Here is a 13194-nt window from a genome sequence, read left to right as displayed (position 1 = left end):
GCTGCATCCATCAAAGCGTCAGACGGTTGCGTCCAGATGATAGCGGCGCATCCAGTCGAGGCTCGTCTCGTCGGAGAGCTTTGCAACGCCGGGGCTTACATCCTCGGCGTCAGGGGCTCGGACCCCCAGGGCTTCGCAGATGTCTAGCAATGTCGCGGCCGGGTTCGCGGCAAGACGCTCATAGCCGACCCGCAGCGGGGATATGCCTTGCTGCGCGAACCAGATGTTCCAGGCCGCATCATAGGTCTCTAGTTCCGTGACCTCACGTCTGATCCGCTCGAAATCATATTGGGGCTCTTTCGGCGGTGCGACCCTTTCGATCTCGGTGCCGTCGGGAGCGATATGCCAAAGACCGGTCTGCTCGGCCTTGATCAGGGAGACAGCCTGCGCAAGCTTGTCCTCCCGGGAGAGGTGTATGTAGAGAATGCGGCCAAAGGCTCTTTCGAACCGAGTCTTGTCCGATGGAAGTTTTGGGAAAATCCGGTCGAGGATTGCCGAGAGCTCATCCAGATTTTCGCGCATCAAGCGAAGGCCGAAGAGGCCGGTCCCACCCTTGCCGGCTGCGATCGCCGCCTTGAGATAGGCGACATTGAATTCGAGCTCACTCATCGTGCCGCGATCAGGCAGCTTCCACTCTTCGGCCCACTCCGACACGTCCTGCCGCCGATAGAATGAGTGAGGCGTGCCGGCCGTCTTCATCGACTCCAGAAGCTTGCACAGCAAAGTGCTTCCGGTCCGCGGCGTGCCGCAGATAATGTATCCATCGAACATGTTGCGGCCCATGCTGCTCGTCAAAGGCAGGGCTGTCGCCCCTGGTAAAGATGGCCGCCGCTATAGCTGAAATCTTTGCTGGATGCGACGGGCGCATTCGAGTGGCGTGAGGACGCTGGTGTCGACTTCGAGGTCGTAGTCCATGTTCTCGTGCACGCGTTCATATTGCCAGCGCGCCAGCCCCGGCATCCGGTCGGCCCGCCGAGCTTCGCGCGCTTCCAGCACTTCCAGCGGCGCCCGGACACCAACGACATGGAGATCGAAGGCCGACAGCAGCTCGAGATAGTCGGGCAGTTCGCCGTTGCAGAGCACGTCGTCGACGATGAGATTGTTGCCTTGCCCGGCCATCGCCGCGATGGCGTGGCGCATGCCGCGCACGGCTCGCGCGCCAACCGGCCCGATCCTGATCTCGACCGAAGGCTTGTCGCCCTGTCGCGTGGTTTCATAGGAGAAACCATCCGTATGGTCCTGCAAGGCGTCGGGCAGCATCGCGATGCAAGTGTCCATCTGGACGTGCAGGAAGGGCTCGGCGGTGATTGTCTGCAACGCCCTGGCGATCGAAGACTTGCCGGCACTGCCGACGCCATTGAGCAAAATGATCCTGGCTTTCACCTTCAGACGCCTCTCTCATACAAAACATCGGCACGGGTCAAATTACCGGTTGCGCACCACCACGCATGCCCCACCAACACTTTGCAATTTCTGGCAGATGACATTGGCATCGGCGCGCCGGTCGACACCGATCCTGACCGCGTAGATGCCGCGTCGGCCGATTGGCGTGCGCACCCGGCTGACCACCGGATCGTGCCCGTTGAGCAGGGCCGGGAACCGGCTCCTTACCCTGAGCCACTGGCTGATCGCGGCACTGCGGCGGAAGTTGCCGGCCACCTGGATGCCCCACGGCTTTACGTTGATCGAGGCCATCGCCACGGTCCGCGACATGATCACCGGCAGCCTGCGGCAGGCGACGGCAAAATCCGTCTTTGCATCGAGCGGTTCGATCTTTCCGGCATAGGCCCGGTCGGTGAACTTGTCGGCCGGCTCGCCCATGATGTCGAAGACATAGCTTTCGGTTTCCATCGGCAGGAAGCCGCCGGAGCTAAGCCAGCGCGACACCCGGCTCTCGCCGGCATTGTAGGCGGCGGCCGCCAGGCCGAGATTGCCATAGCCGGTTTTCATTTCGGCGAGATATCTGGCCGAGGCCGGGATCGCCTGGTCGATGTCGAAGGAATTGGCGAGACCGCGCATCTTGGCGGTGCCAGGCATGAACTGGGCGATGCCTTCGGCGCCAACCGGACTGACGGCGTTGGGATCGAAACGGCTCTCCTTCCAGATCAGCCGGGCGAAGAAATCCCTGGGCAGGCCGTTCTGGTCGGCATGGGCCTGGATCAGGGTGCAGACCCTGTCGATCAGCCGCTGCTTGGCGGATTGCGGCGGATCGGCCTGAACAGCTGTCGACCAGCCCAGCCCGCAAAGCAAAACCAGCGTCGCCCTGAGGAAACGCCGCATCGCGCCTACTCCGCCGCGGCCTTGCCGCGACCAAACCGTTGCTCGATGTAGTCGGCGACCATTTTCTCGAAATCCGCCGCGATCGACGGCCCGCGGAGCGTCGCCGCCTTCTTGCCGTCGACGAAGACAGGCGCGGTCGGCGTCTCGCCGGTGCCGGGCAGCGAAATGCCGATGTCGGCATGTTTGGACTCGCCCGGGCCGTTGACGATGCAACCCATCACCGCGACCTTGAGGTTCTCGACGCCGGGATATTTGTCGCGCCACACCGGCATGTTCTTGCGCAGATCCGCCTGGATGTTCTGGGCAAGTTCCTGGAACACGGTCGAGGTCGTGCGGCCGCAGCCGGGGCAAGCGGCGACGATCGGCACGAACTGCCTGAACCCCATGGTCTGCAGCAGTTCCTGCGACACCTGCACCTCACGCGTGCGGTCGCCATTCGGCTCCGGCGTCAGCGAGATGCGGATGGTGTCGCCGATGCCTTGCTGCAGCAGGATGCCCATGGCGGCCGACGAAGCGACGATACCTTTCGAACCCATGCCGGCCTCGGTGAGGCCGAGATGCAGCGCATGGTTGGAGCGGGTGGCGAGCTCGGTATAGACGGCGATCAGGTCCTGCACGCCGCTGACCTTGGCCGACAGGATGATTTTCTCGCGGCCAAGGCCGATCTCTTCCGCCATCTCGGCCGACAGGATCGCCGACTGCACGATCGCCTCGCGCGTCACCTCTTGCGCGGTCAGCGGAAAACCCTTGTCCTGGTTGTCGTCCATCAGCCGGGTCAAAAGCTCCTGGTCGAGCGAGCCCCAGTTGACGCCGATGCGCACCGGCTTGTCGTGTTTGATCGCCATCTCGACGATCGCGGCGAACTGCCGGTCTTTCTTGTCCTTGAAGCCGACATTGCCCGGATTGATGCGATATTTGGCCAGCGCCTCGGCACAGGCCGGATGATCGGCCAAAAGCTTGTGGCCGATATAGTGGAAATCGCCGACCAGCGGCACGTTGATGCCAAGCCGCTGAAGCCGCTCTTGAATGCGCGGCACGGCGGCGGCACTCTCGTCGCGATCGACGGTGATGCGCACGATCTCGGAGCCGGCCCGGTGGAGTGCTGCAACCTGCGCAACAGTCTGGTCGACATCGGCCGTGTCGGTGTTGGTCATCGACTGCACCACAACGGGCGCGCCGCCGCCGACGACCACGCCGCCGACATCGACGCCGACCGAGGTGCGTCGGGGAAAAGGAGAGGAAAAATATCCGGTCATGCCGGCAGCCTTTTGTCTCTGGAGCGCCATGCGTCCACTTGAACGCACAAAATGCGCTCCGGGCCGATGCGCTAAGTCCGGGCATGAGGTGGAGGAGCAAAGATGGCTTGTCAATGGCGACAGGTCGCCACTGGCCGGAATCGATCCGCCGCCAGTGGCCAGAAACAATCGATGATCTGGAGAAAACGGGCGACGGCCGAAGCGGAAATTAAGCCGGTAGAAGTCCAGCTTAGGCTGATGACCCGGCGCTGGAAATCAAAACCCACCGCACCGGCGGCAGGTACCGCCGGGAAAGAGGCCGCGGATGGTGAGCGGCTATATCAGGAGGGCATCAATGCGTGGTCGGTTTCCCTCTTAGTTTTTCAATCTCGTCCTTGAGTGCCAACTTGCGTCGCTTGAGATTCACGATTTCGAGGTCGTCGACCGATGGATGGTTCATCGCGTCATCGATTTCACGTTCGATGTCGCCGTGTTTCCGCTGCAACTCATCAAGATGGGATGCAAGAGACATGATTGGTTCTCCCTTTCATGGTTTCCTCGATTGCAGCCGTCACGGCGCGTCCACCGCAGGTTCGCTTTCTGTGACGGCACGGTGACAGTGTGCCACCTTCCGGCAACGATGTCGAATGATCCGTGGTAGCATTCCACGACAATGTGAAATGTGATATGGGCTGCGCGCCGGCTGCAAAATTCCGCCGGCCCCGCCCAATCAGGCCCATTCTTGGGCGCCGCAGACGTGCAGACGGTAGATAATGTCCGATCAGGAACAGGCTGATATCCGCCTCGAATATTCCCGGCTGAAGCAGGAGCACGCGGATTTCGATGCGGCCATCAACGCGATGATCGCCATGGCCTGCGATCCGCTGCAAATCCAGCGCATGAAGAAGAAAAAGCTGTTCCTCAAGGACCGGCTGATGGCGCTGGAGGACAAGATCATTCCCGACATCATTGCCTGAACCAGCATTCGCTCGTTGGCACGCCTAGGCCGCGATCGAAAGCCTCGCGGCACGATCACGCAGCAGGCCGATGAGTTCGCCGGTCCGCACCTCGGACGTATCGATGGGGACCACCAGGCACATCGTCGCCTCGACCTTGCCGGGTGCTGAAAACACCGGCGCGGCAAGACATTTCGTATACGCATCGACAAGGCCCGAGGTAACGCAATAGCCGGTGACCTGCGCTTTTGCGATGTCGGCGACGAAATCGTCGAGCCGCAGTTTGCGCCCGTCGGGCAGCACCAGATCGTCGTCCGACACCATGCCTTCGATCTCAGCCCTCTCCAGCCCCGCCAGAAGCAGCCGCCCCGAGGCCGTCCAGGGCAGCGGTATCTGCAAGCCGGTGGCGGAACTGATGCGGAACGGCCTGGTGCCGGGACTCGCGTGGACGATCGTATAGCGCCCGCTTTGCAGCATGCACAGTTCGGAGGTCTCTCCGGTCTCGCGCGACAGATTGTCGACCTCCTGGCGCCCCCTTCTCAAGAGGTCGTTGCCCCGCACATAGTCCATTCCGTAGAGATAGAGCTTCTTGCCGAAATAGACGCGATTGCCGTCGCTTTCCATTTCCAGCAGCCCCGCATCGACCAGCGACCGCACCAGCGTGTAGGTCGTCGAGCGCGGCGCGTTCACGCCCTTGGCAAGGTCGCCAATGCCGATCGCGCGCTGCGTCGTGTGAAGAAACTCCAGAATCTCGAGCACCCGGTTGAGCCCCTTTTCACGCATATGCGCTAAGATAGTTTTGGCATGGACTGAAATTTGCGCTTTCGTGGTGGCTCACGCCATCGATGTCGCAAGGCAGGGAGATTTTGGCGCAGGATTGCCAAGGGAGGTTGAGCAAAGATCGCTGCGATCAGAGAGGCGACGATCTGGCGGGTGGCGCGCCACAGTAGCGGGCGCCCGTCGCTCAAGGGGGAGAGACACCAAACTCCTGCGAGAGGGGTTCGGTCACAAGCGCGATGAGGAAGTGGGCAAGAATCCAAGGCTTTGCGATCCTTGGGTCTTTGGCGGGGGGAGCGCGCAGTCCGATCAGGCTCTTCAGACGTTTGAAGGCGAGCTCGATGCGCCAGCGCATGCGATAGAGCTTGAGAACTGTGTCGGCGTCAAACTCATCCTGGTCGAGCGAGGTCACAAGGATCACGAAGCCGGCAGCAATCAGCGTCTCCTGTCGAACCTGCGTGCCCTTGGCCTTGGCTTCCTTGTTGATCTTGCGTCGTGCTTCTTGTGCCGCGGCCTCGGATTTGCGCAAGGCGATCAGGCGCATCTTCAGGGGATCGCCCTTCTTGAGGCCCAGCCAGACAGGCGTTTCGATGACCTCCTCGCGGCAGCTCTTCAGGTGGCCGATGAGATCGAACGCCGTGCCGCTGGCGTCGAGCCATCGCACATTCTTCCACGCCGCGCGCACGAGAACGTCGCCGCCTTGCGCCAGGACCTTTGCGATCCGCTCGGCCTGCAGATAGGCGCGGTCGCCGATGCGGATCTCGCCCGGTATCACCGGCACGCGGTCGATCAGCTCGGCCTCGCTCTGGTCGGTGATCTCGATGAAATCGAACTGCTCGCGCTCAAGCTCGAAGGCGCAGTGCATCCGCCAAAGGCCATTGTTCTTCTTCTCATGCACACCGGCCTTGGCAACCGCCGTCGCATCGAGGATGCGGATCAGCCGGCCTTTGGCCAGGCCTTTCTCCTCGCGCTTCAAAAGATACCCAATCAACTGCTGCAGCCACGGCCCTGCATTGCGCAGCCGGCCGAGCAACGCCACATCCGAGATGTCGGCGATCCCGCTTGCCGCCGCCCAGGCCACGACGCCCCGCATGCCCACCTTGCCAAGGCAATAAGCCAGCGTCAGGCGCAACAGATCAGTAGCCGACCTGACACCCCGCGGCCGCAGGAACGCCCTCGTCTCGCGAGCACTCCCTGTGATCAACTCTTCACCGCCGAGGAGTTCAATCGTCTCGGCCCAGCCGTCATCTACAAGCGATTCGTGAGTCATCGCAGCGTAGAATCACAACCGATTCCCCGCTGCAACACCTATCTTAGCGCATATGCCTTTTCACGGGAGCCCGAAATCTTCTCGCCGGCTGAAACTGCCGAGCCATTGCCATCTTGCATTGTCGATTCCCGGTGTTAATATCTGTCCTGTACAGGATACACTCGTCTCTTGTAAGAGACAAAATAACCGACGCGTGCCTTGCCTGTGCACAAGGGGAACACAACACGAAAGGAGGTCGCCGTGAACGACACATCCGGAAGACGTGATTTTCTGAAATTGGGAATGGCAGGGCTGGCCACGGCTGGCGTGCTCGCAACCGTCGATGCCCAGAAGGCCGCTGCCCAGGCAGCACCTGACAGCCTGCTGCGCACCGTGCTCGATCGCGGCAAGCTGATCGTCGGCACCGGCAGCACCAACGCACCCTGGCATTTCGAGAACGATGCCGGCGAACTCGTCGGCATGGACATCACCATGGGGCGCATTCTCGCCAAGGGCCTTTTCGACGATCCGACCAAGGTCGAATTCGTCATGCAGGATCCGGCTCAGCGTATTCCCAACGTGACCACCAACAAGGTCGACATCACCATCCAGTTCATGACGATGAGCGCCCAGCGCTCGCAGCTGGTCAATTTTTCCCGGCCTTACTATGTCGAGGGCGTCGCCCTGCTGAGCCTTCCGACCGCCGAGAACAAGACCTTCGACAAGCTGCTTGCCGGCGGCGCGGCGACACGCATCTCCATCCTGCAGAATGTCGATGCCGAGGCACAGGTGCATTCGGTCCTGCCCCAGTGCCAGGTCATGCAGATCGATACCCAGGCCAACGTGCTGCAGGCGCTGGAATCGAAACGCGTCGATGCCGCTGCTGTCGATCTGTCCACGGTGCGCTGGCTCGCTTCGCGCAATCCGGACAAATATTTCGACGCCGGCAAGAGCTGGCTGAGCATGCTTTATGGCGCAGCGCTGCGGCAAGGTGACCTCGACTGGCTGACCTTCGTCAACGCGACCTTCACCATAGCCATGTTCGGCCACGAAAACGCACTCTACGATGCCGCCTTCAAGGACTATTTCGGACAGGAGCCGCCGGCGCGCCATCCCGGCTTCCCGGCTATCTGACTTGCACTAGGCGGAAGGGCGTATTCAGCGCGCTTCCGCCTCCGACAACCCTCGGCACCAAGGCTTGTTGAGATTCAGGTCAGGCCGAGTCGAAAACGGTGGTTTTCGAGAACCGGAGCGGAGCGTACTTAAAGTACGTGAGCACCGGAAGCGCAGAAAACCGGCGTTTGCAGGCCGGCATCACCTGAATATCAACGAGCCTTTAAGGCGGACGCATGGGCTATGCCCTCAACTTCAACCTGATCTGGCGGCACTTCGACAAGCTCTGGGGCGGCCTGCTGCTCAGTCTCGAGCTCGCCGTCATATCGATCGCCATTGGCATCGTCATCGGCCTGGTTCTGGCGGTCTGGTACGTGTCTGCCGGGCGCATCGTGCGCACGATCATCGCCGCTTATGTCGAATTCATCCGCAACGTGCCGCTGATCCTGCTCGTCTATCTCGTCTTCTACGGCCTGCCGACGGTCGTCGATATCGCTTACAGCGCGCCGACCTCGTTTGTCGTGACGCTGTCGCTCTACAGCGGCGCCTATCTGGTCGAGGTGTTCCGCTCCGGGCTCGAAGCCGTTCCGCGCGGACAGCTGGATGCCGGCAAGGCGATCGGCCTGACGCCCTGGCAAAGGCTGCTCAACGTGCGCCTGCCGACTATGCTGCGCATTACCCTGCCGGCACTGTCCAACACCTTCATATCACTGTTCAAGGACACGTCCGTCGCGTCGGTCATCTCGGTGCCGGAGCTGACCTATGGCGCCCAGTGGATCAACTTCAACACCTTCCGCATCGTCGAGGTCTATCTCGTGGTGACGGCGATGTATCTGGTGACCGGCTACATCATGCTTTTTGCGCTTCGGCTTGTCGAACGCCGGTTCAGGGCGGCGCGCTGACATGCTCACCCAGATCGCCTATGCCTTGCCTTTCCTCGCCCAGGGCTTTGCCCTGACACTGTGGGTGTCCCTGCTGGTCGTGGTGTTCTCCCTGGTCGCAGGCGTGATCATGGGCGTGGGTCTCGTCTACGGCCCCGTACCGTTGCAGTGGGCCGTGCGCATCTTCAGCGACACCATCCGCGGCATACCGATCCTGGTGCTCATCTTCTTTGTCTATTACGGCCTGCCGGCCATCGGGCTTCATCTGCCGTCCTTCTGGGCCGCCGTGCTGGCGCTGACCCTGTTCAAAACGGCGCAGGTCGTCGAATATCTCAGGGGTGCGGTCGGATCCATTCCGAAGGGACAGTCCGAGGCGGCGATGGCGATCGGACTGACCTTTCGCCAGCGCCTGGCCTACGTCATCTTCCCGCAGGCCTTCAGGCGGTTCCTGCCGCCCTGGATCAATGGCGTCACCGACGCGGTCAAGGGCAGCGCGCTGGTGTCGCTGCTCGGCATCACCGACCTCATGCAGGCCATCAACCAGGTCATCGGCCGCACCTATGAAGCCATGCCGCTCTATGTTCTCGGCGCGCTCATCTACTTCGCGGTCAACTACGCGCTTTCGCTGGCCAGCCGGCGGCTCGAGCGGCGTTTCTCCTTCATCCGGGAATAGCAAGATGTCCACCAGTTCGACCAACATCCCGGCCCTTCTCGATGTCACCGATGTTTCCAAATCCTTTGGGACCGTCCAGGTCCTGCGTTCGGTCAGCCTGCAGGTGGCGCGTGGCGAGGTGGTGACGGTCATCGGCCCATCGGGCAGTGGCAAGACCACGCTATTGCGCTGCGTCAATTTCCTCGAAAGCTATGACAGCGGTTCGATCCGCATCGACGGCAAGGAGGTCGGCTTTCGCGAAACCGGAGCCCGCCAGCGCCGCAGCGAACGCGACCTCGCCGCGATGCGCGCTGAAACCGGCATGGTGTTCCAGAGCTTCAACCTCTTTCCGCACCTGACAGCCGCCGGCAACATCATGCTCGGCCTCACCAAGGTGCGCGGCAAGAGCCGTGCGGAGGCCCGCACCATTGCCGAACACTGGCTCGGCCGGGTCGGCCTCGCCCACAAGGCCGACAGCCTGCCCGCCGAGCTGTCCGGCGGCCAGCAGCAGCGTGTCGGCATTGCCCGTGCCGTGGCCATGGGGCCGAAGATCCTGCTTCTCGATGAGATAACCTCCGCCCTCGACCCGGAACTGGTCGGCGAGGTGCTCGAGGTTGTGCGCAGCCTGGCCGAGGACGGCATGACGATGGTGATGGTCACGCACGAAATGGCCTTTGCCCGCGATGCCTCGAGCCGCATCATCTTCATGGCCGATGGCGGCGTCAGCGCGGCCGGTCCACCCGCCGAAATCCTGGCGGCGGACACCGACAACGAGCGCCTGCGCACCTTCCTGGCACGCTTCCGCGCCTCGCATTTCTAGAACGGGACAGCCAACGCTGTCGCAAGGAGCCTTTTTTCATGACGCCTTATATCCGGCTCGCCGCGTTGGGCCTGACGCTGCCCGAGCCGCCGACCCCGATCGCCAATTTCGTCACCCATGCCGAAAGCGGTCGGCTGATCTTCCTGTCCGGCCAGGGGCCGCTGCGGACCGACGGCACGCTGTTCACCGGCAAGGTGGGAGACGATGTCACCGTCGAGCAGGCCTATGGCCATGCCCGCCTCACCGGCCTCAATCTTCTCGCCGTCATGCACGCGGCCACTGGCGACCTTGGCCGTATCGTGCGCATCGTCAAGCTGCTTGGCTTCGTCAATGCGATACCGACCTTCAGCGACCACCCGAAGGTGGTCAATGGCTGTTCCGACCTGTTCGCCGATGTGTTCGACAGTATCGGCGGCCATGCGCGCTCGGCGATCGGCGTCGGCTCCTTGCCTGGAAACATCACCGTCGAAATCGAGGCGGTCGTCGAGATCGCCGCCTGACCTCTCGAGAAAATGGGACCCGCAGAGATGAAAACCTATTCCACCGACGGCTCCAACACCACGATCCGCGAACGGCTAGGCCTTCGCCCGATCATCAATGTCTCCGGCACGATGACGGCGCTCGGCGCGTCGATCATCGTCCCGGAAGCGATCAGCGCCATGGCGGAAATGGCCTCGCAATGGGTCGAGATGGACGATCTGCAGCGTGCCGCAAGCACGATCGTCGCGCGCCTCACCGGCGGCGAGGCCGGTTTCATCACCGCCTGCTGCGCCAGCGGCATCACCATGGCGATCGCCGGCGCGATGACGGGAACCAACCTGCTCGCCATCGAACGCCTGCCTGACGACACCGAGAACCTCAAATCGGAGGTGATCGTCCAGCTCGGCCACATCGTCAACTATGGCGCCCCGATCGACCAGTCGGTCCGGCTGGCGGGCGCCAGGGTTGTCCCGGCCGGCACGGTCAGCGTGACGCAGGATTATCACGTCCGCGACGCAATCCGTGACCGCACGGCGGCGGGCCTCTATGTCGTGGCGCATCACACCGTGCAGTACGGCATGCTGTCGCTGGAAGAATTCTGCGAGATCTGCCACGCCAGGGGCGTCCCGGTGATTGTCGACGCGGCTTCCGAATATGATTTGCGCCGTTTCCTCGCGCGCGGCGCCGACATCGTCATCTACAGCGGCCACAAATTCCTGAGCGGACCGACCAGCGGCATCGTCACCGGGCGCAAGGATCTGGTTCGAGCCGCCTATCTGCAGAACCGCGGCGTCGCGCGCGCCATGAAGGTCGGCAAGGAAAGCATCGCCGGTACCATGGCCGCACTGGAAGCCTGGGAAAAGCGCGACCACGCCGGCATCCGCCGCCGCGAAGAGGCGGCACTCAATTTGTGGAAGGACACGTTGCGGGGGCTGCCGGGCATTGTCGCCCAGATCATTCCCGACCCGACCGCCAACCCTCTCGACCGGTTGCAGATTTTTGTATTGCCCGAAAGCCGGTTCACGGCGGCCGGCCTCACCTCGGCATTGGCGACGGGCTCGCCCCCGATCATCGTGCGCAACCATGAGGTGGAGCGCGGCCATTTCTTCCTCGACCCCTGCAATCTCCATCCCGGCGAGGCCGAGATCGTCGCGGAACGGCTGCGCGCCATACTGACCGCGGCCGAGCGGCCCGCCGATGCCATGAAGCCTGCCCGCAAGGATTCATCCGGCGTCTTGCGCTGGCCCGATTGAAACACCGGGCAGACCACTTGCTTGAAAATGCGCCGGCCACGATCGGCACACGCCATCACGCGACCGTGAACGGCTGGATCAGCACCAGCCGGGAATAAACCGCCGCCGCCCCAGGTCTCCTCAGCATACGCCGCTCCTGGCGTTGAGGAGACCGACATGACCCATCATCACGACGACGAGAACGGGCACATCAGCCGCCGCCATGCGCTGGAATGCATGATCTGGGCCGGCACCGGCGTGCTGTGGACGATTTCAGGCGGCATACCGGTGTCGCTCAACCTGCTGGGCGCAGCACAAGCTGCCGAAGCCATGGCCACCGGCTTCACCTTCCTGCAGATATCCGACAGCCATATCGGCTTCGACAAGGCGGCCAACCCGCATGCCATCGACACGCTGAAGGAAGCGATGGGCAAGATCCAGGCGCTGCCGCAAAAGCCCGCCTTCATGATCCACACCGGCGACATCACCCATCTTTCCAAGGCCGCACAGTTCGACAATGCGGCTGAGATCATCGGCGGCGCCGGCTTCGACGTGCATTACGTGCCGGGCGAGCACGATTTGATCGACGATGGCAACGGCAAGGCCTATCTCGAGCGCTACGGCAAGGGCACCAGGGGTGCCGGCTGGTATTCGTTCGACCAGAACGGCGTGCATTTCGTGGCGCTGGTCAATGTCGTCAACCTCAAGGCGGGCGGGCTCGGCAATCTCGGCGCCGAACAGCTGGCCTGGCTGGCGGACGATCTGAAGGCGGTCAGCGCCTCGACGCCGATCGTCGTCTTCGCTCACATCCCGCTATGGGCCGTCTATCCCGAATGGGGTTGGGGCACCGACGACGCGGCACAGGCGCTCAGCCTGCTCAAACGCTTCGGCTCGGTCACCGTGCTCAACGGCCACATCCACCAGATCATGCAGAAAGTGGAAGGCAACATCACCTTCCACACTGCGCGCTCGACCGCCTTCCCACAGCCGGCGCCAGGCACCGCCGCTTCGCCCGGACCAATGACGGTGCCGGCCGGACAGCTGCGCGGCCTGCTCGGCACCAGCAGCGTCACCGTCAAGCAAGGCGGGCAGGATCTCGCCATCATCGATTCGACGCTGGCTTGAGCCTGAACAGCAAGGGAAATCACCATGCTCTGCATACGCCTTCCGGCCCGGCACATGGCCGCGATCCTCACCGCCTTCACCTTGACCACGGCGACCTGCCAGCCGCTGCGCGCGGCAGATGCGCCGATGGTCAAAATCGAGAATTTCGCCTTCACGCCGCCGGTACTGACGGTCAAGCCCGGCACCACCGTGATCTTCAGAAACGACGACGATATTCCGCATCTGGTCGTCGCCAACGATTCCTCCTTCCGCTCCAAGGCGCTTGACACCGGTGACACTTATGAATTCACCTTCACCAAAGCAGGCGACTTTGCCTATTTCTGCGGGCTTCACCCGCATATGCAGGGCAAAATCACCGTCGCTCCCTGAGCGGGCGCGGCAAATCCTGCCCGGA

The 13194-nt window shown here is 62.5% G+C and carries 16 protein-coding genes; 9 read left to right on the top strand and 7 right to left on the bottom strand.

Annotated features, from left to right (window positions below; all coding sequences use genetic code 11):
* Nucleotides 1–18: 18 nt before the first annotated feature.
* The 5 genes from ACZ89F_RS35060 to ACZ89F_RS35040 all read right to left on the bottom strand — a co-directional run bounded on the left by ACZ89F_RS35060 (nt 19) and on the right by ACZ89F_RS35040 (nt 4047).
* Nucleotides 19–771 carry a Stf0 family sulfotransferase gene (locus ACZ89F_RS35060; protein WP_476096765.1) on the bottom strand — a complete coding sequence of 251 codons (753 nt, stop codon included), beginning with the start codon at nt 769–771 and terminating at the stop codon, nt 19–21.
* Nucleotides 772–831: 60 nt separating this feature from the next.
* The gene (locus ACZ89F_RS35055; RefSeq protein ID WP_476096764.1) at nt 832–1383 is read right to left on the bottom strand and encodes a chloramphenicol phosphotransferase CPT family protein; all 552 of its coding nucleotides are present in this window, start codon (nt 1381–1383) and stop codon (nt 832–834) included.
* Nucleotides 1384–1425: 42 nt separating this feature from the next.
* Nucleotides 1426–2280: a lytic transglycosylase domain-containing protein gene (locus tag ACZ89F_RS35050; RefSeq protein WP_476096763.1), complete on the bottom strand. Its 855-nt coding sequence runs from the start codon at nt 2278–2280 to the stop codon at nt 1426–1428.
* Between the two features lie 5 nt (nt 2281–2285).
* A complete protein-coding gene (ispG, locus tag ACZ89F_RS35045) occupies nt 2286–3536 on the bottom strand; it encodes a flavodoxin-dependent (E)-4-hydroxy-3-methylbut-2-enyl-diphosphate synthase (protein ID WP_476096762.1) in 1251 nt (416 codons plus the stop codon).
* Between the two features lie 331 nt (nt 3537–3867).
* Nucleotides 3868–4047, bottom strand: coding sequence for a YdcH family protein (locus tag ACZ89F_RS35040; RefSeq protein WP_013529217.1), 180 nt, complete (start codon nt 4045–4047; stop codon nt 3868–3870).
* 241 nt (nt 4048–4288) lie between these two features.
* Here ACZ89F_RS35040 and ACZ89F_RS35035 point away from each other — a divergent pair, with 241 nt between their 5' ends.
* Nucleotides 4289–4492, top strand: coding sequence for a YdcH family protein (locus ACZ89F_RS35035; RefSeq protein WP_023757446.1), 204 nt, complete (start codon nt 4289–4291; stop codon nt 4490–4492).
* Nucleotides 4493–4516: 24 nt separating this feature from the next.
* Here the strand turns inward: ACZ89F_RS35035 and ACZ89F_RS35030 are convergent, their stop codons facing one another.
* Both ACZ89F_RS35030 and ACZ89F_RS35025 read right to left on the bottom strand, forming a co-directional pair.
* Nucleotides 4517–5230 carry an IclR family transcriptional regulator gene (locus ACZ89F_RS35030; protein ID WP_476096761.1) on the bottom strand — a complete coding sequence of 238 codons (714 nt, stop codon included), beginning with the start codon at nt 5228–5230 and terminating at the stop codon, nt 4517–4519.
* 205 nt (nt 5231–5435) lie between these two features.
* A complete protein-coding gene (locus ACZ89F_RS35025; RefSeq protein WP_123150424.1) occupies nt 5436–6518 on the bottom strand; it encodes a transposase in 1083 nt (360 codons plus the stop codon).
* A 240-nt stretch (nt 6519–6758) separates the two neighbouring features.
* Between ACZ89F_RS35025 and ACZ89F_RS35020 the strand changes: the two genes are divergently transcribed.
* From ACZ89F_RS35020 to ACZ89F_RS34985, 8 genes are all read left to right on the top strand, one after another.
* Nucleotides 6759–7631 (top strand): transporter substrate-binding domain-containing protein, encoded by an 873-nt coding sequence (locus tag ACZ89F_RS35020; RefSeq protein ID WP_136618361.1) that lies wholly within the window; start codon nt 6759–6761, stop codon nt 7629–7631.
* A gap of 215 nt (nt 7632–7846) precedes the next feature.
* A complete protein-coding gene (locus ACZ89F_RS35015) occupies nt 7847–8512 on the top strand; it encodes an amino acid ABC transporter permease (protein ID WP_056586659.1) in 666 nt (221 codons plus the stop codon).
* A gap of 1 nt (nt 8513) precedes the next feature.
* Nucleotides 8514–9164: an amino acid ABC transporter permease gene (locus ACZ89F_RS35010; protein WP_476096760.1), complete on the top strand. Its 651-nt coding sequence runs from the start codon at nt 8514–8516 to the stop codon at nt 9162–9164.
* A 4-nt stretch (nt 9165–9168) separates the two neighbouring features.
* Entirely contained in the window at nt 9169–9963 is a 795-nt protein-coding gene (locus ACZ89F_RS35005; protein ID WP_476096759.1) for an amino acid ABC transporter ATP-binding protein, read from the top strand.
* A gap of 38 nt (nt 9964–10001) precedes the next feature.
* The gene (locus ACZ89F_RS35000; protein ID WP_476096758.1) at nt 10002–10463 is read left to right on the top strand and encodes a RidA family protein; all 462 of its coding nucleotides are present in this window, start codon (nt 10002–10004) and stop codon (nt 10461–10463) included.
* A gap of 27 nt (nt 10464–10490) precedes the next feature.
* Nucleotides 10491–11696, top strand: a complete 1206-nt coding sequence (locus ACZ89F_RS34995; RefSeq protein WP_476096757.1) for an aminotransferase class V-fold PLP-dependent enzyme — start codon at nt 10491–10493, stop codon at nt 11694–11696.
* Nucleotides 11697–11852: 156 nt separating this feature from the next.
* Entirely contained in the window at nt 11853–12800 is a 948-nt protein-coding gene (locus ACZ89F_RS34990) for a metallophosphoesterase family protein (RefSeq protein WP_476096756.1), read from the top strand.
* 24 nt (nt 12801–12824) lie between these two features.
* Nucleotides 12825–13169 (top strand): cupredoxin domain-containing protein, encoded by a 345-nt coding sequence (locus tag ACZ89F_RS34985; protein WP_476096755.1) that lies wholly within the window; start codon nt 12825–12827, stop codon nt 13167–13169.
* Nucleotides 13170–13194 lie beyond the last annotated feature (25 nt).

The sequence above is a fragment of the Mesorhizobium sp. USDA 3734 genome (assembly GCF_056279665.1).
Note: the sequence above shows the minus strand (reverse complement) of the source record. Positions and strands in the feature narration are given on the sequence as shown.

Coding starts and splice junctions, on each gene's coding strand:
- ACZ89F_RS35015 (WP_056586659.1), top strand. CDS start 7,847: ATGGGCTATGCCCTCAACTTCAACCTGATCTGGCGGCACTTCGACAAG.
- ACZ89F_RS35000 (WP_476096758.1), top strand. CDS start 10,002: ATGACGCCTTATATCCGGCTCGCCGCGTTGGGCCTGACGCTGCCCGAG.
- ACZ89F_RS35050 (WP_476096763.1), bottom strand. CDS start 2,280: ATGCGGCGTTTCCTCAGGGCGACGCTGGTTTTGCTTTGCGGGCTGGGC.
- ispG (WP_476096762.1), bottom strand. CDS start 3,536: ATGACCGGATATTTTTCCTCTCCTTTTCCCCGACGCACCTCGGTCGGC.
- ACZ89F_RS35035 (WP_023757446.1), top strand. CDS start 4,289: ATGTCCGATCAGGAACAGGCTGATATCCGCCTCGAATATTCCCGGCTG.
- ACZ89F_RS35025 (WP_123150424.1), bottom strand. CDS start 6,518: ATGACTCACGAATCGCTTGTAGATGACGGCTGGGCCGAGACGATTGAA.
- ACZ89F_RS35040 (WP_013529217.1), bottom strand. CDS start 4,047: ATGTCTCTTGCATCCCATCTTGATGAGTTGCAGCGGAAACACGGCGAC.
- ACZ89F_RS35060 (WP_476096765.1), bottom strand. CDS start 771: ATGTTCGATGGATACATTATCTGCGGCACGCCGCGGACCGGAAGCACT.
- ACZ89F_RS35005 (WP_476096759.1), top strand. CDS start 9,169: ATGTCCACCAGTTCGACCAACATCCCGGCCCTTCTCGATGTCACCGAT.
- ACZ89F_RS34995 (WP_476096757.1), top strand. CDS start 10,491: ATGAAAACCTATTCCACCGACGGCTCCAACACCACGATCCGCGAACGG.
- ACZ89F_RS34985 (WP_476096755.1), top strand. CDS start 12,825: ATGCTCTGCATACGCCTTCCGGCCCGGCACATGGCCGCGATCCTCACC.
- ACZ89F_RS34990 (WP_476096756.1), top strand. CDS start 11,853: ATGACCCATCATCACGACGACGAGAACGGGCACATCAGCCGCCGCCAT.
- ACZ89F_RS35010 (WP_476096760.1), top strand. CDS start 8,514: ATGCTCACCCAGATCGCCTATGCCTTGCCTTTCCTCGCCCAGGGCTTT.